General features: G+C 62.3%; 21 protein-coding genes. 6 read left to right on the forward strand and 15 right to left on the reverse strand.

From position 1 onward, the window contains the following. Positions 1-7: 7 nt before the first annotated feature. Together HX815_RS29840 and HX815_RS29845 are read right to left on the reverse strand one after the other, a co-directional pair. A complete protein-coding gene (locus HX815_RS29840; protein WP_177029408.1) occupies positions 8-1,978 on the reverse strand; it encodes a MacB family efflux pump subunit in 1,971 nt (656 codons plus the stop codon). After that, positions 1,979-3,151: an efflux RND transporter periplasmic adaptor subunit gene (locus HX815_RS29845; protein ID WP_177029409.1), complete on the reverse strand. Its 1,173-nt coding sequence runs from the start codon at positions 3,149-3,151 to the stop codon at positions 1,979-1,981. Between the two features lie 256 nt (positions 3,152-3,407). Between HX815_RS29845 and HX815_RS29850 the strand changes: the two genes are divergently transcribed. From HX815_RS29850 to HX815_RS29865, 4 genes are all read left to right on the forward strand, one after another. Continuing rightward, on the forward strand, positions 3,408-3,890 hold the full coding sequence (locus HX815_RS29850) for a sigma-70 family RNA polymerase sigma factor (RefSeq protein WP_032899291.1): 483 nt from the start codon (positions 3,408-3,410) through the stop codon (positions 3,888-3,890). A gap of 127 nt (positions 3,891-4,017) precedes the next feature. Beyond that, the gene (locus tag HX815_RS29855; RefSeq protein ID WP_003208565.1) at positions 4,018-5,355 is read left to right on the forward strand and encodes a lysine N(6)-hydroxylase/L-ornithine N(5)-oxygenase family protein; all 1,338 of its coding nucleotides are present in this window, start codon (positions 4,018-4,020) and stop codon (positions 5,353-5,355) included. A 68-nt stretch (positions 5,356-5,423) separates the two neighbouring features. Further along, complete coding sequence (locus tag HX815_RS29860) at positions 5,424-6,644, forward strand: putative DNA modification/repair radical SAM protein (RefSeq protein WP_177021070.1); 1,221 nt, start codon at positions 5,424-5,426, stop codon at positions 6,642-6,644. Continuing rightward, positions 6,641-7,474, forward strand: a complete 834-nt coding sequence (locus HX815_RS29865) for a TIGR03915 family putative DNA repair protein (RefSeq protein ID WP_102369559.1) — start codon at positions 6,641-6,643, stop codon at positions 7,472-7,474. Before HX815_RS29860 ends, HX815_RS29865 begins: the two co-directional genes overlap by 4 nt. A 119-nt stretch (positions 7,475-7,593) precedes the next feature. Here the strand turns inward: HX815_RS29865 and HX815_RS29870 are convergent, their stop codons facing one another. From HX815_RS29870 to ctlX, 7 genes are all read right to left on the reverse strand, one after another. After that, a complete protein-coding gene (locus tag HX815_RS29870; RefSeq protein WP_003208571.1) occupies positions 7,594-8,091 on the reverse strand; it encodes an Lrp/AsnC family transcriptional regulator in 498 nt (165 codons plus the stop codon). Positions 8,092-8,103: 12 nt separating this feature from the next. Next, positions 8,104-8,949, reverse strand: coding sequence for an ABC transporter ATP-binding protein (locus HX815_RS29875; protein WP_003208573.1), 846 nt, complete (start codon positions 8,947-8,949; stop codon positions 8,104-8,106). Positions 8,950-8,952: 3 nt separating this feature from the next. Next, positions 8,953-9,666 carry an ABC transporter permease gene (locus HX815_RS29880; protein ID WP_003208574.1) on the reverse strand — a complete coding sequence of 238 codons (714 nt, stop codon included), beginning with the start codon at positions 9,664-9,666 and terminating at the stop codon, positions 8,953-8,955. Further along, a complete protein-coding gene (locus tag HX815_RS29885) occupies positions 9,663-10,364 on the reverse strand; it encodes an ABC transporter permease (protein ID WP_177029410.1) in 702 nt (233 codons plus the stop codon). Before HX815_RS29885 ends, HX815_RS29880 begins: the two co-directional genes overlap by 4 nt. A gap of 160 nt (positions 10,365-10,524) precedes the next feature. Further along, on the reverse strand, positions 10,525-11,304 hold the full coding sequence (locus HX815_RS29890) for an ABC transporter substrate-binding protein (protein ID WP_003212870.1): 780 nt from the start codon (positions 11,302-11,304) through the stop codon (positions 10,525-10,527). A gap of 389 nt (positions 11,305-11,693) precedes the next feature. Further along, entirely contained in the window at positions 11,694-12,740 is a 1,047-nt protein-coding gene (locus tag HX815_RS29895) for an ornithine cyclodeaminase (protein WP_177029411.1), read from the reverse strand. Between the two features lie 11 nt (positions 12,741-12,751). After that, on the reverse strand, positions 12,752-13,678 hold the full coding sequence (gene ctlX, locus HX815_RS29900; protein ID WP_177029412.1) for a citrulline utilization hydrolase CtlX: 927 nt from the start codon (positions 13,676-13,678) through the stop codon (positions 12,752-12,754). A gap of 284 nt (positions 13,679-13,962) precedes the next feature. Between ctlX and HX815_RS29905 the strand changes: the two genes are divergently transcribed. Then, positions 13,963-14,859, forward strand: coding sequence for a GNAT family acetyltransferase (locus HX815_RS29905; protein WP_008434482.1), 897 nt, complete (start codon positions 13,963-13,965; stop codon positions 14,857-14,859). Positions 14,860-14,999: 140 nt separating this feature from the next. On the opposite strand, the gene HX815_RS29910 is transcribed toward HX815_RS29905, so the two are convergent. The 5 genes from HX815_RS29910 to HX815_RS29930 form a co-directional block, all read right to left on the reverse strand. Continuing rightward, positions 15,000-16,019: a branched-chain amino acid aminotransferase gene (locus tag HX815_RS29910; RefSeq protein ID WP_003212864.1), complete on the reverse strand. Its 1,020-nt coding sequence runs from the start codon at positions 16,017-16,019 to the stop codon at positions 15,000-15,002. 195 nt (positions 16,020-16,214) lie between these two features. Next, the gene (gene lpdA / locus HX815_RS29915; RefSeq protein ID WP_177029413.1) at positions 16,215-17,594 is read right to left on the reverse strand and encodes a dihydrolipoyl dehydrogenase; all 1,380 of its coding nucleotides are present in this window, start codon (positions 17,592-17,594) and stop codon (positions 16,215-16,217) included. A gap of 3 nt (positions 17,595-17,597) precedes the next feature. Next, positions 17,598-18,881, reverse strand: coding sequence for a dihydrolipoamide acetyltransferase family protein (locus tag HX815_RS29920; protein WP_177029414.1), 1,284 nt, complete (start codon positions 18,879-18,881; stop codon positions 17,598-17,600). Then, entirely contained in the window at positions 18,882-19,940 is a 1,059-nt protein-coding gene (locus HX815_RS29925; protein WP_003212859.1) for an alpha-ketoacid dehydrogenase subunit beta, read from the reverse strand. A 1-nt stretch (position 19,941) separates the two neighbouring features. After that, positions 19,942-21,177 (reverse strand): 3-methyl-2-oxobutanoate dehydrogenase (2-methylpropanoyl-transferring) subunit alpha, encoded by a 1,236-nt coding sequence (locus HX815_RS29930; RefSeq protein ID WP_003212857.1) that lies wholly within the window; start codon positions 21,175-21,177, stop codon positions 19,942-19,944. Positions 21,178-21,372: 195 nt separating this feature from the next. On the opposite strand from HX815_RS29930, the gene bkdR reads away from it, so the two are divergent. Then, entirely contained in the window at positions 21,373-21,858 is a 486-nt protein-coding gene (gene bkdR, locus HX815_RS29935; protein ID WP_003212855.1) for a Bkd operon transcriptional regulator BkdR, read from the forward strand. 122 nt (positions 21,859-21,980) lie between these two features. Here bkdR and HX815_RS29940 read toward each other — a convergent pair whose 3' ends face one another. Continuing rightward, complete coding sequence (locus tag HX815_RS29940) at positions 21,981-22,844, reverse strand: MBL fold metallo-hydrolase (RefSeq protein WP_177029415.1); 864 nt, start codon at positions 22,842-22,844, stop codon at positions 21,981-21,983. Between the last annotated feature and the right edge of the window lie 7 nt (positions 22,845-22,851).

The raw sequence follows: 22,851 nt of genomic DNA on the forward strand, positions 1-22,851 counted from the left end.
AGGGCGATCATTCACTGGTAAGGGCCTTGACCGGGTCAAGTCGAGCGGCTTTGCGGGCCGGCATGAAACCGAAGATAACGCCGGTGACCAGGGCGCAGAAGAAGGCCCCCACGGCGGCCGGAATCGAGAACGCGACGGCCACGTTGCTGAGGATGAGTACGCCACCCACCAGCAGGGCCAGGCCGATGCCGGTGACGCCGCCGACCACAGAGAGCATCACCGCTTCAGTGAGGAACTGGCGCAGGATGTCCCGCTGCCGCGCCCCGGTGGCCATGCGAATGCCGATTTCCCGGGTGCGTTCACGTACGGTCATCAGCATGATATTCATCACCCCGATACCTCCCACCAGCAGCGAAATCGCGGCAATCGAGCCGAGCATCAGTGACAAGGTATTCTGGGTGCGTGCCTCGGCCTGGATCATCGCGGCATTGTTGGTCAGTTCAAAGTCGTGCTTGCCGTTGTGCAGGCGCAGCAACAACTGATTGATAGCCTGTTCGGCGTCGTGCACGTTGCGCGCGTCGGCGGCGGCAATCACTACGTATTCGGGGTTATAGCTGCCGAACAAGCGCACGCTGGCGGCAGAGTAGGGGATGGCGATACGGTCGTCGCTGTCTTTGTCGCCGGAGCTGGCGCCTTTTTCGGCGAGCACACCGACCACCTGGAATGGAACGTTTTCGATCAGGATGTATTGCCCGATCGGGTCGGTCACATCCTTGAACAACTTGTCGCGTACCCGTTTGCCGATCACTGCCACCGTGGCTCCGGCGCGCTCGTCGGCCTCGGTGAAGTAACTCCCCTCGACCACTGGCCAGTTGAAAATGGCCGGGAAATTGGTGTCATTGCCCCCGACATACGCCATATGGTCGACGTTGCCAAAGCGAACGCCGGCCTCTGCGCCGTTCACCGGCATGATGCGCTTGACCTGAGGCAGGGCCGCCAGGGCGGCCACGTCGTTGAGGGTGATCACGCCGGGTGGTGTGCGCGGGTTGGGCGCCGACCCGCTGACGTAGAGGATATTGGAGCCGAAAGCGCCCATCTGCGCCATCACCTGGCGCTTGCTGCCTTCGCCCACCGCCAGCATCACCACCACCGACGCCACGCCGATGATGATCCCCAGCAGCGTCAGCGCCGTGCGAAAACGGTTGATCCACATCACCCGCCACGCGGCTTGCACGGCATCCAGCAGCTCGGCTTTCCAGGCGCCGTTGTGCTCGGCGCCATCGGCCAGGCGCTGGCGCAGGTCCACAGCTTGCAACGCGCCGGAGATGGCCACGGGGGGCGTCTCGCTGGTCTCGGCAGAGTCGCTGATGATCAGCCCGTCGCGGATCTCGATGATGCGATTGGCCCGCGCCGCGACTTCGCGGTCGTGGGTGATCAGGATGACCACGTGGCCCTGGCTGGCCAGTTCGTCCAGCAAGGTCATGACCTCGGCGCCGCTGTGGCTGTCGAGGGCGCCGGTGGGTTCGTCGGCGAGGATGATATGCCCGCCGTTCATCAACGCCCGGGCAATCGACACCCGCTGTTGCTGGCCGCCGGAAAGCTGGTGCGGGCGGTTGCCGGTGCGCTCGGCCAGGCCCAGGCGCGTGAGCAGGGCCTTGGCGCGGGCATGGCGTTCGGCGGCGCTGATACCGGCATAGATCGCCGGCATCTCGACGTTTTCCTGGGCCGAGCCGGATGGGATCAGGTGATAGCCCTGGAACACGAAACCGAAGGCCTCGCGGCGCAGCCAGGCGAGTTCGTCGCTGTCGAGCTGGGCGACGTTCTCTCCGGCGAACAGGTAGTCGCCCTCGGTGGGGCAGTCGAGGCAGCCGAGGATATTCATCAGCGTGGATTTGCCGGAGCCGGAAGCGCCGACAATCGCCACGAATTCCCCGGCATGGATCGCCAGGTCGATGCCGCGCAGCACATCAACCTGCGGCGTGTCGCCGCCGCCGTAGGATTTGCGGATGCCCTTGAGTTCGATCAGTGGGGTCGACATTCAACCTCCGCTGCCATCGGCCGGGCCGATCAGCAGGTGATCGCCTTCGTTCAGGCCTTCCAGCACCTGGACTCGCAGGCGGTCGCTGAGGCCCAGGCGGATTTCGCGTTGCTCGATGCTGCCGTTTTTCGCCACCACGCGGGCGATCTGTTTGTCGCCGCCGAGGCTGCCTTGCAGGGCGGCGACCGGCGCGGTCAGGGTGTCCCTGGCCTGGCCGGCGACGAAGAATACCTGGGTGGTCATTTCCGCCATCAAGGCGTTATCGGTGTTGTCGACGTCCAGCAGCACCGTGTAAAGCACCACTCGCCCGGTGCCGCTTTTGCTGGCGCTGCTCGGGCTGCCACCGCCCTGGCTGGTTTCGTTGAGCGGCTTGGGCGGGATCGGCAAAATCTGCCGTACGGTGCTGGTCCAGCGTCGGCTGCCGCCGCTCAGGGTGGTGAAGTAGGCCGTCATGCCGGGTTTGACATGGCCGATGTCGGCTTCCGAGACTTCGGCCCATACGGTCATCGGCGAAAGCTTGGCGATCCGCAGGATCAGCGGGGTTTGCTGCTGGGCGTTGAGTGTCTGGCCTTCCCGGGCGTCCACCGCGACCACGGTGCCGCTCATTGGCGCATAAATGCGCGTGTAGCCCAACTCTGCCTCGTCACTGCGCAGGCTGGCCTTGGCCTGGCGAATCTGCGCCAGGAACATGTCGACCCGCGCCTGGGTGGCGCTCAGTTCGGCCCTGGCAGTTTGCACGTCTTCTTCCCGGGTGGCGTTACCGGCTTCCAGGCGTTGCTGGCGCTGGTACTTCTGGCGGGCCAGTTCGTGCTGGGCCCGTTGCTCCTGCAACTGGGCCTGCAGGTTCTCGATGGCATAGCGGCTGGCGTCGAGCTTGGCTTTTTGCGTGGAGGGGTCGATCTCTACCAGCAATTGGCCTTCCTTGACCTGGGCACCGGCCTCGACATGAATCTTCTGGATCTGTCCGGACGCCTGGGCGCCCACGTCGACGTAGCGCCGGGGTTGCAGGGTGCCCAGGGCGGTGACGCTGCTTTCGATATCGCCCCGGGTCACGGTGACGGTCGCCAGCTTGTCCCGGCCCGGCGGCAGGACCTGCCAGGCAGCTAAAGCGATGACGGGGATCAGGCACGCGACCACAAGCAGGGCGCGTCGGGCAGGTCGAGGACGTTTCATGCACAGTTCCAGCCAGGAAAGATCGGCCCGCAGGAGCGGGAAGCTGACAGGTAGACGAGGAAATTGTCCGGGGATTTAGGCCGTTACATATGCCGTTACAGGTGTGTCAGGCAAAATAATTGGCCGGCGTTGCAAGTCTTGTTTAAAACTAGATGAGAATTACTATAAATTACACGCACCTCAAACTGCCATCATCGAATCGGCCGTTATCTTCGTATTCAAAGGACCTAATGCCGCCTACAGGCGGTCGGGAGTCATGTTGGAAAACTACTATCGCGAGCTGGTGTGTTTCCTCAACGCCAAGCTGGGCAACCGTCAGGTGGCCGAAGATGTGGTGCATGACGCTTATGTGCGGGTGCTGGGGCGTGCCAGCGAGGTCCCGATCGAGCAGCCCCGGGCGTTTCTCTATCGCACGGCGCTGAACCTGGTGATCGACGGTCATCGGCGCAACGCCCTGCGCCAGGATGAACCCCTGGAAGTACTCGACAGCGAGGAGCGTTTTTCGCTGTCTTCGCCCCATCACTGCCTGGACCACGGCCAGCGCCTGGAAATGCTTGAGCGCGCGCTGGCCGAGCTGCCGGCGCTCTGCCGTGACAGTTTCCTGTTGCGCAAGCTCGACGGCCTGTCCCACCTGCAAATCGCCGAGCGCCTGGGTATTTCCCGCGCGCTGGTGGAAAAACACATCGTCAATGCCATGAAGCATTGCCGGGCGCGCATGCGTGAGTGGGATGCGCACTGATTCCAGCGTTAGCTAAATTTTATTTCATTGTCCTCGTCTCCTATCAACACACGACCTGTTGCTGTGCCTTCAGGTCTCTGAGGCTTTCCCGCCCCACTGCCACGGGGCTTATCCAGAGGACACTGGAATGACACAGGCAATTGCATCGCCCGCCGTTCACGACCTGATCGGTATCGGGTTCGGCCCTTCGAACCTGGCGCTGGCCATCGCCCTGCAGGAACGCGAGAAAGCCCAGGGCAAACTGGACGTGCTGTTCCTCGACAAACAGGCCGACTACCGCTGGCACGGCAACACCCTGGTCACCCAGAGTGAATTGCAGATTTCCTTCCTCAAGGACCTGGTGACCCTGCGCAATCCCACCAGCCCTTATTCCTTCGTCAATTACCTGAAGGCCCACGGGCGCCTGGTGGATTTCATCAACCTGGGTACCTTCTATCCGTGCCGCATGGAGTACAACGACTACCTGCGCTGGGTCTCCGGGCAGTTCCAGGCGCAAAGCCGCTACGGCGAGGAAGTGCTGGCCATCGAGCCGATCCTGCATCAGCAGCAGGTAGAGGCGCTGCGGGTGATTTCCCGGGACGCCCAGGGTGAACAGCACGTGCGCACCACCCGCTCGGTGGTGGTCAGCGCCGGTGGTACGCCGCGTATTCCGGCGTCGTTCAAGGCGCTCAAGGATGACGGTCGGGTGTTCCATCACTCCCAGTACCTGGAACGCATGGCCCAGCAACCGTGTGTCGACGGCAAGCCGATGCGCATCGCGATCATCGGTGGTGGCCAGAGCGCAGCCGAGGCGTTTATCGACCTCAACGACAGCTTCCCGTCGGTGCAGGTCGACATGATCCTGCGCGGCTCGGCCCTCAAGCCTGCGGATGACAGCCCGTTCGTCAACGAAGTGTTCTCGCCGGAGTTCACCGACCTGGTGTTCCAGCAGAACGGCAGCGAACGCGAGCGCCTGGTCAACGAGTACCACAACACCAACTATTCGGTGGTGGACCTGGACCTGATCGAGCGCATCTACGGGATTTTCTACCGCCAGAAAGTTTCCGGCATTGCCCGTCACGCGTTCCGTACCCTGACCACCGTGGAAAAAGCCACGGCCGGGCCGCTGGGTGTGGAGTTGGCGCTGCGCAACAACGCCACCGGCGAAACCAGCCTCAACCATTACGATGCCGTCGTACTGGCCACCGGTTACGAGCGCCAGATGCATCGTCAGTTGCTCGCACCGTTGGCCGACTATATGGGCGACTTTGAAGTCAGCCGCGACTACCGCATCGTCACCGACGAGCGCTGCAAGGCCGGCATCTACATGCAGGGCTTCAGCCAGGCCAGCCATGGCCTGAGCGATACCTTGCTGTCGATCCTGCCGATCCGTGCCGACGAGATTGCTGCGTCGCTGTACGAACACGACCGCAGCCGCGGCAAGAGCCGTTCGGTGCAGGACGTGTTGCTGGCCACCGCCAGCTGACAGGCTGCACTTGAACCGCGGGGGCGGCTGCTGATACTGTACAAAAAACCAGTATCGGTAGAAGCCCCATGCAGTTGATCGAAAAACTCAGCATCCTCGCCGACGCCGCTAAGTACGACGCGTCCTGCGCCAGCAGCGGCGCGCCCCAGCGCAGCTCGGAAGGCAAGGCGGGGCTGGGCTCCACCGATGGCATGGGCATCTGCCACAGCTACACGCCCGACGGTCGCTGCGTGTCGTTGCTCAAGGTGCTGCTGACCAACTTCTGCCTCTACGATTGCCAATACTGCGTCAACCGCCGCTCCAGCGACGTGCCCCGTGCACGCTTCAGCCCGGAGGAGGTGGTGACCCTGACCCTCGACTTTTACCGGCGCAACTGCGTCAGCGGGCTGTTTCTCAGCTCCGGCATCATCCGTTCGGCCGACTACACCATGGAGCAGCTGGTGCGGGTCGCCAAACTCCTGCGCGAAGAGCATGACTTTCGCGGCTACATCCACCTCAAGACCATTCCCGAAGCCGACCCGGCACTGATTGCCGAGGCGGGGCGGTATGCCGATCGCCTCAGCGTGAATATCGAGTTGCCAACGGACAAGAGCCTGCAAACCCTGGCGCCCGAGAAGCAGATCGTCTCGATCAAGCAGGCCATGCAAACCATCTATACCGGTGAGCAGACGGTGCTCAACGAACCCCGCGCGCCGCGTTTCGCGCCGGCCGGGCAGAGCACGCAGATGATCGTCGGCGCCGATGACACCGACGACAGCACCATCCTCCACAGCGCCGAGGCGTTGTACGGCAATTTCAAACTGCGCCGGGTGTATTACTCGGCGTTCAGCCCGATCCCCAACAGCCCGAAAAGCGTGCCCCTGGCCGCGCCGCCGCTGATGCGCGAGCACCGCTTGTACCAGGCGGATTTCCTGTTGCGCAGCTACGGGTTCAGCGCCAATGAACTGTTTGAAGGGCCGGGCGACCTGGCCCTGGATATCGACCCCAAGCTGGCCTGGGCGCTGGAGCACCGCGAGGTGTTCCCGCTGGACTTGAACCGGGCCGAGCCGACGCTTATTGCGCGCATTCCCGGAATTGGCCTGCGCACCACCCAGCGGCTGGTGGACCTGCGTCGCCAGCGCAAGATCCGCTTCGAAGACCTGGCGCGCATGCGGTGTGTGCTGACCAAGGCCAAGCCGTTTTTCATCACCAGCGACTACCACCCGCAGCAAGCGGAAAGCACCAGCGTGCTGCTGCGCGAACAACTGCGCGACCGCCCGCAGCCGCAGCAAATGGGGCTGTGGGGATGATCAGCCTGGAATGCGACAACCTGTTCAGCACCTGGCGCGAGCAGGCGCGCTGGTTGCTCAGCCATCAGATCGACCCCAGCCACGTGAGTTGGGGCGTGGCCGAGGTGGCGGACCTGTTTGCCACCGACGAGCAGTACCCGGCGGAGTGCGGGCCGTTCCAGGCGCGGATTCCCAAGGCGCTGCTGGAGCTGCTGGAGTCTGCCGCGTGTTATCACGGTGAACAGCGCTGGAGCCTGTTGTATGAGGTGCTGTGGCGCGTCAGCCATGGGGACCGCACGGCGATGATGTCGGGGGACAAGCTGGGCAGCGAATTGCAGCGGCGGATCAAGCAGGTGCAGCGCGAGGCCCATCACCTGCATGCGTTTGTGCGGTTTATCGCATTGCCGGCAGAGGCGGGGCCGCAGTTGCCGGAGTACGTGGCGTGGCATGAGCCGGCCCACGACATCTTGAAGGTGGCCAGCCAGCATTTTGTCGGGCGCATGGGGCGTCATCGCTGGATGATCGCCACGCCCCTGGATGGGGTTTATTACGACGGGGAGCAGTTGATTCACCAGCGGCAATGCCCGGTGGAATGGCAGGCGTTGGCGCAGAATGTCGAGGATCCCCACAGTGCGATGTGGTTGACGTACTACAGCCATATCTTTAACCCGGCGCGGTTGAATCCGAAGGTGATGGAAGGGCATTTGCCGAGCCGGTTCTGGAAGAATCTGCCGGAGGGCAAGTTGATTCCGGGGTTGATCAGCGAGGCGCGTACGGGCAAGCAGCGGGATGGGCAGGCGAAGCTGATTGGGGCGCGTCCAGGCAAGCGAATTTCAAGCGGGCACGGTTAAATGTGGGAGCGGGCTTGCTCGCGAATGCGGTGTGTCAGCAGCACATCCAGCGACTGATACACCGCATTCGCGAGCAAGCCCGCTCCCACATTTGATCTCTATTGCCTGTAGGGGCGGGTTCAGGCCAGTTCGGTGGCGGTGTTTTTTACGACCGCCAGCTCGGGATGCGCCACCAACTTGTCAATGTGCAATTCATCATTGTTCAGCCAGGTTTCCGTCAGCACGCGGTAGTGCTCCATGTCCCGGCAGCGCATGCGCAGGCTGTAGTCGAACGGCCCGCTGATCAACTGGCACTCGAACACTTGCGGGCAGGCTTTGACACATGCCTCGAACGCCTTCTGCGCCGAGCGCCCGCTCTGGTTGGAGAGGGCCACCAGCACCAGCAGTGACAGCCCCGGCGAGACCATCTGCACGTCGATGATCGCCCCATAACCCCGGATGACCCCGCGTCGTTCCAGCTTGCGTACCCGTTCCAGGCACGGCCTGGGCGTCAGGTGCACCAGCGACGAGAGTTTTTCGTAGGTGATGCGTCCCTGGTGCCGTAACACGTCGATGATGGCTTCATCGATGCGGTCCAGCACAGGTGAGGCGTTCGGTCCGGTGGCCTTGGTATCCATGGTGTGTGGTGTTCACTTCAATCGGTTGGAAAGAAATTGCTGCAAGCGTTCGCTGTTCGGCTGGTCGAGGATTTCGGCTCCGCCTTGTTCCTCGACGCGACCCTGATGCAGGAACAGCACTTGGCTGGACACCTGGCGGGCAAAGCCCATTTCGTGGGTGACCATGAGCATGGTACGACCTTCCTCCGCCAACGTCTGTATGACTTTGAGCACTTCTCCTACAAGTTCAGGGTCGAGGGCCGAAGTGGGTTCGTCGAACAGAATGATCTCCGGTTCCATCGCCAGGGCCCGGGCGATGGCCACGCGCTGTTGCTGGCCGCCGGAGAGGAATGCCGGGTATTGGTCCGCCACCCGGCCCGGCAGGCCGACCTTGTCGAGGTACAGGCGTGCGCGTTTTTCCGCCTCGGCGGCGCTCACCCCCAGCACCCGGCGCGGCGCCATGGTGATGTTTTCCAGCACGGTCATGTGGCTCCACAGGTTGAAGTGCTGGAACACCATGGCCAGGCGGGTGCGCAGGTTCTGCAATTGCGCCTGGTGCGGCGCGCGCGTGCCGGCGCGGCCTTGCTGCATTTCGATGCTGATGCCATCGAGGGTGATAACCCCGGCGTCCGGCTGTTCGAGGAAGTTGATGCAGCGCAGCATCGTGCTCTTGCCGGAGCCGCTGGCGCCGATCAGGCTGATCACGTCGCCGTTGCGCGCGTTCAGTGAAACGCCCTTGAGCACCTCATGCTCGCCATAGCGTTTGTGCAGGCCTTCGACCTGGAGTTTGACGTTGGCGTTTTCGGCCACGGCGACCGGCTGGGTAGCGGGGCGTACATCGGTGGGATAAGCGGCCAGGGCCTGCGCGGACTGATTCATGGGTTAGCCTCGGGTAGGAACAAGAAAACGCATCCAGCGACGTTCGGCCAGTCGAAACAGGCCCACCAGTGCAAAGGACAGCAGCATGTACAACAGGGCAGCGATGCCGAAGGCCTGGAACGTCAGGAACGTCTCGGCGTTGGCGTCGCGGGCCACCTTGAGGATGTCGGCAATGGTGGCGGTGAACGCCAGGGACGTGGCGTGCAGCATCAGGATCATTTCATTGCTGTAGGCCGGCAGTGCGCGACGCAGTGCGGCGGGCACTACCACAAACAGGTTCAGGCGCCAGCCATGCAGGCCGTAGGCCTTGGCGGCTTCGATCTCGCCGTGGGGGATGTTGCGAATCGCCCCGGCAAAGATTTCCACGGTGTAGGCGCACGTGTTCAGTACAAACGCCAGCAGCGTGCAGTTCAGTGCATTGCGAAAAAACTGGTTGAGCAGGGCGTTGTCCTGCACCACGTCCAGGCCGTAGAGGCCGGTGTAGCAAATCAGCAACTGGATATACAGCGGCGTGCCGCGAAACAGGTAGGTGTAGACCTCCACTGGCCAGCGAATCCAGAAGTGTTCCGAGACCCGCGCGATCGCCAGCGGGATCGAGAGGATGAAGCCCAGCACCACCGAGATAATGAACAGCCACAGGGTCATCGCCACCCCGGAAAAGCCGTTACCGTCGGTGAACAGGTAGGCCAGGCCGTATTGCTGGATCAGTTCGATCATCGCGCCATCCCCTTGATGCCCACGTTGTAGCGCCGTTCCAGGCGTTTGAAGAAGCGGTTGGAGAGGGTGGTGATCACCAGGTACACCAGGCCCGCGAGGATCAGGAAGTACAGCGGGTCATTGGTGGTCTTGCCGGCGTTTTGTGCGGCCTTGACCAGGTCTGACAGGCCGATGATCGACACCAGCGCGGTGGACTTGAGCAGCACCAGCCAGTTGTTGCCCAGGCCCGGCAGGGCAAAGCGCATCAGTTGCGGGAACAGCACCAGGCGAAAGCGCTGCCAGCGGCTCAGGCCGTAGGCGGTGGCGGCTTCGAGTTGGCCGGCGGGCACGCTGAGAATCGCCCCGCGAAAGTTTTCGGTGAAATACGCACCGTAGATAAAACCGAGGGTGATGACACCGGCGGTGAACGGGTCGATTTCGAAGTAGGCCCAGCCGAGCATTTCACTCAGGTCGTTCAGCCACAATTGCAGGCTGTAGAAAATCAGCAGGATCAGCACCAGGTCCGGCACGCTGCGAATCAGCGTGGTGTAGAGCGTGGCCGGAACCCGCAGCAGCTTGACGCTGGAGAGCTTGGCGGCGGCGGCGAGCAGTCCCAGGGACAGGCTCAGCAGCAGCGCCAGGAACGCCAGCTTGACCGTCATCCAGGCACCCTGGGCCAGCAGCGGGCCGAAGCCTTGCAAGTTGAGGAGTTCATTCATGGGAAGTATCTCGATGGGGCGCAGAGTTTTACTGTGGGAGCGAGCTTGTGTGGGAGCGGGCTTGCTCGCGAAGACAGAGTTTCAGTCAATACATGTGTGACTGACCCACCGCTTTCGCGAGCAAGCGCGCTCCCACACAAGCTCGCTCCCACAGGAGGCGTCACTCGTTGTAGATATCCTGATCGCCGAAGTATTTCTTCTGGATCTGTGTGTAGGTGCCATCGGCCTGGACGGCGGCGATGCCTTTGTTGATCAGCTCCACCAGGTCCTTGTCGTTCTTGCGCAGGCCCATGGCGATGTCGAGCGGCAGGGTCGGGTCCTTGAAGGCCGGGCCGGTCTTGAAGTCGGCACCTTCAGGCTTGGACAGGAAGTTGAGCTGGGCTTCGAGCTTGTCGGTGAGGGTGGCGTCGAGGCGACCGTTTTGCAGGTCGGCGTAGTTCTGTTCCTGGGACTGGTACGCCTTGATCTGCGCGCCGAGCTTGGCCAGGTGCGCACGGGCGTAGGCTTCCTGCAGCGAGCCTTGCAGCACGCCAACCTGTTTGCCTTTCAGGGATTCGGGGGTGTCGCCGAAGTCGGCGCTTTTGCGGGTGATCACCGAGGTCGGGCTGAGGAACAGCCGGTCGCTGAAGTCGATGACTTTCTGGCGGGCCGGGGTCACGGCCATGGAGGACATGATGGCGTCGAACTTGCGGGCGCGCAGGGCCGGGATCATGCCGTCGAATTCGTTGTGGACCCACACGCATTTGACTTCCAGCTTGGCGCAGATGGCGTTGCCCAGGTCGATGTCGAAACCTTGCAGGCTGCCGTCGGCGGCGACGGATTCAAACGGTGGGTATTCGGGGAAAACCCCAAAGCGGATTTCTTTCCATTCCTGAGCCTGGGCAGCGGTTGCGGCCAATGGCAGGAGCAGCGCAGCGAAAAGTGATCGGAGCGGAGTCATGTGTATTCCCTATATTTTGTAATTGATGTCAGGGCAGTAGAAAACGGGACGCTAAGGTGAAGAGGCTTTTTGTGGCGAGGGAGCTTGCTCCCGCTGGGCTGCGCAGCGGCCCCAAAATCCCGGGAGCGCTACGCACTCCAGCGGGAGCAAGCTCCCTCGCCACATTGGGCTGCCTCACCATTGGGTGCCTCGCCACATTGGGCTGTTTGTTGTCAGAGAGAATGCTTCAAGATGGTGCGTTTTTTGTGTCGTTTACCCCTGCCGCGGCGGGCGGAATGTGCTGTTAAAACGCGGGTCGCAGCGGAAACGGCTGCGGCACCCGCTGAATCGGCTTGTTGACCGGGTTTTTCCGGCCTGCCTTTCACGCAAAGCGGCAGGCCAGAGCGGTCTCAGGCGCGCTTTTTCTGCTGTGCCACCGGTGCTTGGGCCAGGCGGGCAAACAGGTCCTTGGGGTCGGCAAGGTCCGGCACCAGTTCCAGTTCGCTGCCCACGTCCAGCGCCTTGGCCACGTCCAGTACGTAACGCAGGGCGGAGTAGTCTTCGATGGCAAAACCTACCGAGTCGAACAGGGTGACCTGGCGCGCGTTTTCGCGGCCTGGCGCCTGGCCGTTGATCACTTGCCACAGCTCGGTGACCGGCGAATCTTCCGGCATGTGCTGGATTTCGCCTTCGATGCGGCTTTGTGGCTCGTACTCGACAATCACGCGGGCCCGTTCGACGATTCGTCGGTCCAGTTCGGTCTTGCCGGGGCAGTCGCCACCGACGGCATTCAGGTGCATGCCCGGCTCGATCATCTCGTCCGTGAGGATGGTGGCGTAGGCCTTGTCGGCGGTGACGGTGGTGACAATGTCGGCACCTTTCACGGCTTCGGCCACGCTGCCTGCCAGGACCACTTTGATCGCCGGGAAGGCTTTGAGGTTGGCCGCCAGTTTGGCGGTGGCCTTGGCGTCGATGTCGAACAGGCGGATTTCAGTGATGCCCAGCATCGCGTGGAAGGCCAGGGCCTGGAACTCACTCTGGGAGCCGTTGCCGATCAGCGCCATACTGCGGCTGTTGTCCCGGGCCAGGTAGCGCGCCACCAGGGCCGAGGTGGCGGCCGTGCGGATCGCGGTGGTCAGGGTCATTTCCGCCAGCAGCACCGGTCTGCCGGTGTCCACATCACCCAGGGCGCCGAAGGCCATGACGGTGAGCATGCCGCTCTGGGTGTTTTTCGGGTGGCCATTCACGTATTTGAAGGCGTACAGCGACGCGTCGGACACCGGCATCAGCTCGATCACGCCCTCGGGGGAATGGTTGGCCAGGCGTGCGCATTTTTCAAAGTCCTGCCAGCGCAGGTAGTCGGCACGGATGTACTCGGCCATCTCGGTAATGCAGGTTTGCAGGCCTTTTTGCGAAACCAGGTAGCTCAAGTCGTTGACGTCGATATAGCGGGTCATGGGAAGACTCCTTATTGAAATGAGGGGCGGGCGGGCAGATGTACTTCCGCCAACATGCAGCGGGCACTGCCGCCGCCGATGCGTTCGATGTTGTCGATGTTCACCACCACCGGCCGGGTGTGACGCTCCACATGCTGACGCTGGGCGGGCTTGAGCGAGCCCCAGGCGCTGGCCGACATCACCAGCAGCGGCTGGCCGTCGCGGTCGTGGACTTCGAGCATGTTGCCGGCGAAGGCTTCCAACTGGTCGAAGTCCAGGGCGACGATGTCTTTGCCGGTGTCGCGCAGGGAGCGTTCAAGGGCCTGGCGCTCGCGGTCATCGGGCAAGGCTTGCAGGCACACCACGGAGAGGTCGCGGCCGACACTCATCATTACGTTGCTGTGGTAGATCGGCGCGTGGTGACGGTCGACGGCGTGGAATACGCAGACCTGGTAGTCCAGGCGTTCGGCGAACTGGCGCAGGGCATCCTGATGGGTCCGTCCGGAATGGCAGGCGTAGCTGATGCGGTGCTGGCGGTCGAGGACCATGCTGCCGGTGCCTTCGAGGAACATGTTCTGTTGTTCGAGGTGGCTGAAGTCGATGGTGTTGTGGATCGCGAAGCGTTGCTCCAGCACTTGCAGCACGCCTTTGTCGCGTTCCAGTCGTCGGTTCCGGCCTTCCATCGGGTACAGCACCAGGCTGCCGTCGGCGTGGCTGCTCCACCAGTTGTTGGGGAAGATCGAATCCGGGGTATGGGGAGCGGGGGTGTCTTGTACCACCAGCACTTCCACGCCGTGGTGGCGCAGGGTGTCGACGTAGCCGTCGAACTCTTCCAGCGCTTTCTGCTGTGCCGCCAACGGGTCGAGGGGCGCACGCTGGAAGCGGTTGTTGATCGCGGTGTCCGGGTTGAAGGCGAAGTGCGCCGGGCGGATCATCAGGACGGTGTTGGTGGTTTGCATGGGGGCACGGGTCCATGGGTTGGGCAGTGAGGCTATTTTGTGCGGTGTGAAGGAAGAATCCCGGCTGAACTGAGGGGGTGGCTCAGCCGGGAAAGCTGAAAAGTGGGGTGGGGCAGCCGAATCGGCTGTGGAGGTGAGTGGAGATCAAAATGTGGGAGCGGGCTTGCTCGCGAAAGCGGTGGGTCAGTTAATAAATTCGGTGGCTGATACACCGCCTTCGCGAGCAAGCCCGCTCCCACATTGGTATTGTGTTGCCTGAGGTTTTTTGTCTGGATGGAGAAACCATGCCCACTGAAGTTCGTCTCGCCCAAACCACCGATGCCGAGGGCATCAGCCAGGTCATCCTGGCGGCCCTGCATGACAGCAACGCCCGGGATTATCCGGCGGATGTGATTGCGCGGGTGGCGAGCAACTTTACTCCCGAGGCTGTCGTGGCGTTGCTCGCGCGTCGAACGGTGCTGGTGGCCATTCAGGATGAGGTGATCGTTGCCACGGCGGCACTTGACGCCAATGTGGTGCGCTCGGTCTTCGTCAATCCGGCGCTGCAAGGGCAGGGCATCGGGCGCTTGCTGATGATTGAAATCGAGCTGCGTGCCCGGGAAGCCGGGGTGACCTTGTTGCATGTGCCGTCTTCGCTGACGGCAGAGCCGTTCTACACCAAGCTCGGTTTCCACACGGTGCGCGATGTCTACCATGGCAATGAGCGCACGCTGGTGATGGAGAAGGCGTTGTCATCCCGCCATCCCATCGGCGTCTATCGCGATCGGGCCCATCGGGCGCAGGTAGTGGCGTTGTGGCAGGCGGCGTTTGGTTATGACGCGGCGCATAACCTGCCGAGCCTGGCGATCGACAAGAAGCTGGCGGTCAACGATGGGTTGTTCTTCGTGGCCACCGACAAGAAGGCGGTGATCGGTACCATCCTCGCCGGCTACGACGGGCATCGTGGCTGGTTGTATTCAGTGGCGGTGCACAACGACTATCGCCGCCAGGGCCTGGGCGCTTCGTTGGTGCGGCATGCGGAGCAGGCGTTGACGGCGCTGGGTTGCATGAAGATCAACCTGCAGATCACCAGTGGCAATGACGCGGTGATGGGGTTTTATGAGGCGCTGGGTTATGGCGCGGAGCCGCGGATCAGCATGGGCAAGAAGATCCTGGAAAACATCCCGATGGATAAGGCCTGAACGTCGGTTTTCCAAACACTGAAATCAAAATGTGGGAGCGGGCTTGCTCGCGAATGCGGTGGATCAGTCAATAAATCTGTCGACTGACACTCCGTATTCGCGAGCAAGCCCGCTCCCACAGTTTGGTTTTGCAGTGTTGCTTAGACCTTGACGATCCAGCCCTCAGGCGCTTCGACGTCGCCGGACTGTACGCCAGTCAGCTCTTTGTAGAGCTTCTGGGTGACCGGGCCGACTTCTTTTTCGCTGTAGAACACGTGCAGCTTGTCTTTGTACTCGATGCCGCCGATCGGGGTGATCACGGCGGCGGTGCCGCAGGCGCCGGCTTCCTTGAAGTCCGACAGCTTGTCGATCAGCACGTCGCCTTCAACCACTTCCAGGCCCAGGCGCGATTTTGCCAGCTCGATCAGCGACAGGCGGGTGATGCCTGGCAACACCGACGGCGAGTTCGGGGTGACGAACTTGTTGTCGTGGGTGATCCCGAAGAAGTTGGCCGAGCCGACTTCTTCGATCTTCGAGTGGGTGGCCGGGTCGAGGTAGATGCAGTCGGCGAAGTTGGCTTTTTTCGCCAGGGAACCGGGCATCAGGCTGGCGGCGTAGTTGCCACCGACCTTGGCTGCGCCGGTGCCGTTGGGAGCCGCACGGTCGTAACCGGAGATCAGGAAGTTGTGCGGGGTCAGGCCGCCCTTGAAGTAGGCGCCGACCGGGATGCAGAAGATCGAGAAGATGAATTCCGGCGCGGTGCGCACGCCGATGTTGTCACCGGTGCCGATCACGAACGGGCGCAGGTACAGCGCGCCGCCGGTGCCGTACGGCGGGATGAACCGCTCGTTGGCGCGGACCACTTCCTTGCAGGCTTCGATGAAGGCGTCGGTCGGCACTTGTGGCATCAGCAGGCGGCCACAGCTGCGCTGCATGCGCGCGGCATTCTGGTCGGGGCGGAACAGGTTGATCGAACCGTCCTTGCAGCGGTAGGCCTTGAGGCCTTCAAAGCATTGCTGGCCGTAGTGCAGGGCGGTGGAGCCCTCGCTGATGTGCAGCACGTTGTCGTCGGTCAGGGTGCCTTTTTGCCACTCGCCGTCTTTCCAGGTCTGGAGGAAACGCTTGTCGGTCTTGATGTAGTCAAAACCCAGCTTGTCCCAATTGATGCTTTCGTTACCCATGACACCCTCTATCTTTTGTCAACCGCCTGGTCGAAGGCAGGCTTATGGTTTATTTCTGGATGGGCGCAACAATACTTCATTCTTGGCTTGTGTGGGAGCGGGCTTGCTCGCGAATGCGGCGTGTCATTCGATGCATTCGGTGCTGATCCACCGCTTTCGCGAGCAAGCCCGCTCCCACATTTGAACTTCGCCATTTTATAGGTGCAATGCATGCCCCAGGGCCCGCAGGGCTGCTTCCTGTACCGCTTCGCCGAGGGTCGGGTGGGCGTGGATGGTGCCCGCCACGTCTTCCAGGCGTGAACCCATTTCCAGGCTCAGGCCGAAGGCCGTGGACAGTTCCGAGACGCCAACGCCTACCGCCTGCCAGCCGACGATCAGGTGATTGTCGCGGCGCGCCACTACCCGCACGAAGCCGGTTTTCGACTCCAGGGTCATGGCCCGGCCATTGGCGGCGAACGGGAAGCTCGACACGATGCAGTCCAGCCCGGCCGCCCTGGCTTCGTCCGGGGTCTTGCCGACCACTACCAGTTCCGGGTCGGTGAAGCACACCGCCGGGATCGCGGCCGGGTTGAATTCGCGGGATTTACCGCTGATCAGTTCGGCGACCATTTCGCCCTGGGCCATGGCCCGGTGGGCGAGCATCGGTTCACCGCTGAGGTCGCCGATGGCCCACACATTGCGCATGCTGGTCTGGCAGCGGCTGTCGATCTTGATCGCCGAACCGTTCATGTCCAGGTTCAAGGCTTCGAGGTTCCAGCCCTGGGTGTTGGGTTTGCGACCAACGGCAACCAACACCTGGTCGGTTTCCAGCGACAGCGTCTCGCCGCTGGGGTCGCGCACTTGCAGGGTGTTGTGCTCAAAACCGGTGACGCTGTGTTTGAGGAACACCTTCCCCCCCAGTTGCTTCAGGGATTCGGCCACCGGTTGGGTCAGTTCGGCGTCGTAGGCCGGCAAAATCCGGTCCTGGGCCTCAACCACGCTGACCTCGGCACCGAGCTTGCGATAGGCAATCCCCAATTCCAGGCCAATGTAGCCGCCGCCCACCACGATCAAGCGTTTCGGGATGCGTTTCGGCGCCAGGGCTTCGGTGGAGGAGATGATCGGCCCGCCAATCGGCAGCATCGGCAGGTTGACACTTTTCGAGCCGGTGGCCAGCAACAGGTGTTCACACTGGATGCGCTGGTCGCCGACATCGACGGTCTTGCCGTCCACGACCTTGGCCCAGCCCTGGATGACCTGGACCTTGTGTTTTTTCAGCAGCGCGGCTACGCCGGTGGTCAGGCGGTCAACGATGCCGTCTTTCCATTCAACGCTTTTGCCGATGTCCAGGGTCGGCACATCGACTTCGATACCCAACGGCGAACCCTGGCTGTGGTGCACGGTTTGCTGGAACTGTTCGGCGACATGGATCAGCGCCTTGGACGGAATGCAGCCGATGTTCAGGCAGGTGCCGCCCAGCGATTGGCCTTCCACCAGGATGGTCGGGATGCCCAGCTGGCCGGCGCGAATCGCTGCCACGTAACCGCCAGGCCCGCCGCCGATGATCAGCAGCGTGGTGTGCAATGTTTGAGACATGGGTTACTCCAGGAACAGGCTGGCGGGTTGTTCGAGCAGGCCACGGATGGCCTGGATGAATTGCGCCGCGTCCATGCCATCGACCACCCGGTGATCGAAGGAGCTGGAGAGGTTCATCATCTTGCGGATCACAATCTGGCCCTTGATCACCATCGGCCGCTCGACAATGCGGTTGACCCCGACGATGGCCACTTCCGGCAGGTTCAGCACCGGGGTGCTGACAATCCCGCCCAACGCACCGAGGCTGGTCAGGGTGATGCTCGAGCCCGACAGCTCATCGCGACTGGCCTTGCCATTGCGCGCCGCATTCGCCAAGCGATTGATTTCTTGCGCCGTGCCCCACAGGTCGCGGGCTTCGGCGTGACGCACCACCGGCACCATCAGGCCGACATCGCTCTGGGTGGCGACACCCACATGCACCGCACCGAGGCGGGTGATGACCTGGGCTTCGTCGTCATAACGCGCGTTGATCTGCGGATAGTCGCGCAATGCGACGACCATGGCCCGCACCAGGAACGGCAGCAGGGTCAGCTTGCCGCGGGTAGCGCCGTGTTTCTCGTTGAGGTGCACGCGCAACTCATCGAGGGCCGTGACGTCGATCTCTTCCACATAGCTGAAATGCGCGGCGCGCCGGGTGGCGTCCTGCATGCGCTGGGCGATCTTGCGGCGCATGCCGATCACCGGGATTTGCTGCTCGTCGTTGCGTTCGGCGTTCGGGTTGGAGGCCCCGGAATTTTTCGCCGGACCCTGGAGCAAGTAAGCGTCCAGATCTTCATGCAGAATCCGGCCGGCCGGGCCGGAGCCCTGGACCAGTCGTAGCTGGATGCCAGCATCCAGCGCATGTTTGCGCACGGCCGGGGAGGCCAGCGGGCGGTCATCGGCCTCGCGGGCCACGGGCGCTTGCGCAGCCGCCACCGCAGGTTTGGCTGCCGGCTTGGGTTCAACCACCGGCGCGGCCCTGGCTTCGACTTTCGGTGCAGGAGCCGGTGCCGGCGCGACCTCTTCAACCACCGCCGACAACGCCGACTCCCTGGTATTGCCCGCGCCTTCCACTTCGATACTGATCAAAACACTGCCCACCGCCATGACTTCCCCCGGCTCGCCGCCGAGGGAAATCACCTTGCCGTGCACCGGCGACGGAATGTCCACCATGGCCTTGTCGGTCATCACGTCCGCCAGCACCTGGTCTTCTACCACCAGGTCGCCGACCTTGACGTGCCATACCGACAATTCAACTTCTGCGATGCCTTCGCCAATGTCCGGCATCTTGATAACGTGCGTGCCCATTCAGACCTCCATAACCCGATGCAAAGCCGCGCCCACACGGGTCGGGCCAGGGAAATACGCCCACTCTTGCGCGTGGGGATACGGGGTATCCCAACCGGTGACGCGCTCGATCGGCGCTTCCAGGTAGTGGAAGCAATGCTCCTGCACCAGCGCCACCAGCTCGGCGCCGAACCCGCAGGTACGGGTGGCTTCGTGAACGATCACGCAGCGACGGGTTTTCTTCACGGAATTGACGATGGTTTCCAGGTCCAGCGGCCACAGGCTGCGCAGGTCGATGACTTCGGCGTCGATGCCGGTTTCTTCGGCGGCGACTTGCGACACATACACCGTGGTGCCGTAGGTGAGGATGGTCACGTCCTTGCCCGGGCGGGCGATGGCGGCCACATCCAGCGGCACGGTGTAGTAACCGTCCGGCACCTGCGCTTGCGGGTGTTTCGACCACGGGGTTACCGGGCGGTCGTGGTGGCCGTCGAACGGGCCGTTATACAGGCGCTTGGGTTCGAGGAAGATCACCGGGTCATCGTTTTCGATGGAGGCGATCAGCAGGCCCTTGGCGTCGTACGGATTGGACGGCATCACCGTGCGCAGGCCGCAGACCTGGGTGAACACCGCTTCAATACTCTGGCTGTGGGTCTGGCCGCCGTAGATGCCGCCGCCGCAGGGCATGCGCATGGTCAGCGGTGCAGTGAACTGGCCGGCCGAGCGATAACGCAGGCGGGCGGCTTCGGAAATGATCTGGTCGGTGGCAGGGTACACGTAGTCGGCGAACTGAATCTCGGCCACCGGCCGCAGGCCATAGGCGCCCATGCCGACCGCCACGCCGACGATCCCGCTTTCGGAGATCGGTGCGTCGAACACCCGCGAGGTGCCGTACTTGTTCTGCAAGCCTTCGGTGCAACGGAACACGCCGCCGAAGTAACCGACGTCCTGGCCGAACACCACCACATTGTCGTCTCGCTCAAGCATCACATCCATGGCCGAGCGCAAGGCCTGGATCATGGTCATGGTCGTGGTGGTCATGGCGGTTTCCAGCTCGATATTGTTGTTGTGATCGTTCATGTCAGATCCCCAACTCTTGACGCTGGCGCTTCAAGTGCTCCGGCATCTCTTTATAAACGTCTTCGAACATGGTCGCGGCGCTTGGAATCTGGCCACCGGCCAGGGTGCCGTACTGTTCGGCTTCTTTCTGGGCCTTGAGCACTTCGGCTTCAAGTTCGGCACTGACCGCCGCGTGTTCCTCTTCGGACCACTGACCAATCTTGATCAGGTGCTGCTTGAGGCGGGCGATCGGGTCGCCCAGCGGGAAGTGGCTCCAGTCGTCGGCGGGACGGTATTTGGACGGGTCATCGGAGGTGGAGTGCGGGCCGGCACGGTAGGTCACCCATTCGATCAGGGTCGGGCCCAGGTTGCGGCGGGCACGTTCGGCGGCCCAGGCGGAGGCGGCGTACACCGCGACAAAGTCGTTGCCGTCCACCCGCAGGGAGGCGATGCCGCAACCCACGCCGCGTCCGGCAAAGGTCGTGGCTTCACCGCCGGCAATGGCCTGGAAGGTGGAGATCGCCCACTGGTTGTTCACTACGTTAAGAATCACGGGTGCCCGGTACACGTGGGCGAAGGTGAGGGCGGTGTGGAAGTCGGATTCAGCGGTGGCGCCGTCGCCGATCCAGGCTGAGGCAATCTTGGTATCGCCCTTGATGGCCGAGGCCATGCCCCAGCCCACGCCTTGTACGAATTGGGTGGCCAGGTTGCCGGAAATCGTGAAGAAGCCGGCATCTTTTACCGAGTACATGATCGGCAACTGGCGGCCCTTGAGCGGGTCGCGCTCGTTGGACAGCAGTTGGCAGATCAGGTCTACCAGCGGCACTTCCCGGGCCATCAGGATGCTTTGCTGGCGGTAGGTGGGGAAGCACATGTCGTCGATGTTCAAGGCCAGGGCCTGGGCGCTGCCGATGGCTTCTTCGCCGAGGCTCTGCATGTAGAACGACATCTTCTTCTGACGCTGGGCGACCACCATGCGGTTGTCGAAGATCCGCGTCTTGAGCATGGCGCGCATGCCCTTGCGCAGAATCTCCACCGGCACGCCTTCAGCCCATGGGCCGAGGGCCTGGCCCTGATCGTCGAGCACGCGAATCAGGCCCTTGGCCAGGTCGGCGGTGTCGGCGGGTTCTACGTCGATTGGGGGTTTGCGCACCAGGCCAGCGTCAGTCAGGCGCAGGTAGGTAAAGTCGGTCTTGCAGCCTGGGCGGCCCGAGGGTTCGGGAACGTGCAGGCGCAGTGGTTCGTACTGCTGAGTCATGGCTTTCTACGCTCTATCTTGTGAATTTCTTGTAGTGGGCGCGGTAGCTGACAGTCCTTCTTCGGGTAGAAGAAATCTTGTCCTACAACAATCATAGGCTCGGCTCAGGAGAATATTTATCTCTGTTTCGTTGCGTTGGAGATCATTTGGGGATAAAAAAACTGCATAAACATAATAAACAGGTGGTTTTGTCTCATGCGCAAACTGGACCGTATCGATATCGGCATTCTGAACGCCCTTCAGGAGAACGCCCGCATCACCAACGCCGACCTGGCCCGCTCGGTCAACCTGTCGCCCACGCCGTGTTTCAACCGGGTCAAGGCCATGGAAGAACTGGGGCTGATTCGCGACCAGGTGACGCTGCTGGACGCCGACCTGCTGGGGCTGCACGTCAATGTGTTCATCCACGTCAGCCTGGAAAAGCAGAACGAACTGGCATTGCAGCAATTCGAAGGGGCGATTTCGGATCGCCCCGAAGTGATGGAGTGCTACCTGATGGCCGGCGACCCCGATTATCTGATTCGGGTGCTGGTGCCGACCATCCAGTCCCTGGAGCGTTTCATGATGGACTTCCTGACCAAAGTCCCGGGTGTCGCCAACATCCGCTCCAGCTTTGCCCTCAAGCAAGTGCGCTACAAAACCGCGCTGCCGCTACCGGCTAACGGCATCAACCTCGGCTAACGAACGACACAAAACAAATGTGGGAGCGGGCTTGCTCGCGAATGGGGAGTGTCAGTCACCGAAAATATAGACTGATACACCGCATTCGCGAGCAAGCCCGCTCCCACATTTTGTAGTGCATTTCAAAGCTGGTTGAGGGGAATCTTCAAATAAACCACCCCATTTCCTTCCGCCGGCGGCATCACCCCGGCCCGCACATTCACCTGAATCGCCGGCAACAACAGCGTCGGCATGCCCAACCCGGCATCCCGCGTGGTGCGCATCTCGACAAACGCCGCCTCATCCACCCCGTCATGCACATGAATATTCCCCGCCCGCTGTTCAGCCACCGTGGTCAGGCACTTGGCTGCGCGTCCTTCGGGCGGATAGTCATGGCACACATAAAGGCGGGTTTCAGGCGCGAAGGCCAACAACTTGCGCATCGACCCATACAGCTGGCGCGCATCCCCACCAGGGAAATCGCAGCGCGCCGTGCCCACGTCCGGCATGAACAGCGTGTCGCCCACCAGAATCAACTGGTCATCAATCAGGTAAGCCATATCCGCCGGCGTGTGCCCCGGCACATGCAGCGCCTGGGCCTTCAGGTTGCCGATGTGAAACACCTCATCCGGCGCAAACAGATGGTCGAACTGCGACCCATCCACCCGAAACTCCGGCTCCAGGTTGAACAGGTTCTTGAACACTCCCTGCACCTTGCTGATGGACTGGCCAATCGCGATCTTGCCCCCCAGCTGGCGACGCAAATAAGGCGCAGCCGACAGATGATCCGCATGGGCGTGGGTTTCCAGCAACCACTGCACCTGCAAGCCATGCTCGCGCACAAACGCGATCACCTTGTCCGCCTGGCCGGTGCCGGTGCGTCCGGAGGCCGGGTCGTAGTTGAGCACCGAATCAACGATGGCGCATGGGCCACCGTCCGTTTCATAGACGACGTAGGTGTAGGTCGACGACGCCTCGTCCAGAAAGGATTGAATCAACACTGACATGACGGGT

The sequence above is a fragment of the Pseudomonas sp. E6002 genome (assembly GCF_013385565.1).
In the GTDB taxonomy this organism is placed as follows: Bacteria; Pseudomonadota; Gammaproteobacteria; order Pseudomonadales; family Pseudomonadaceae; genus Aquipseudomonas.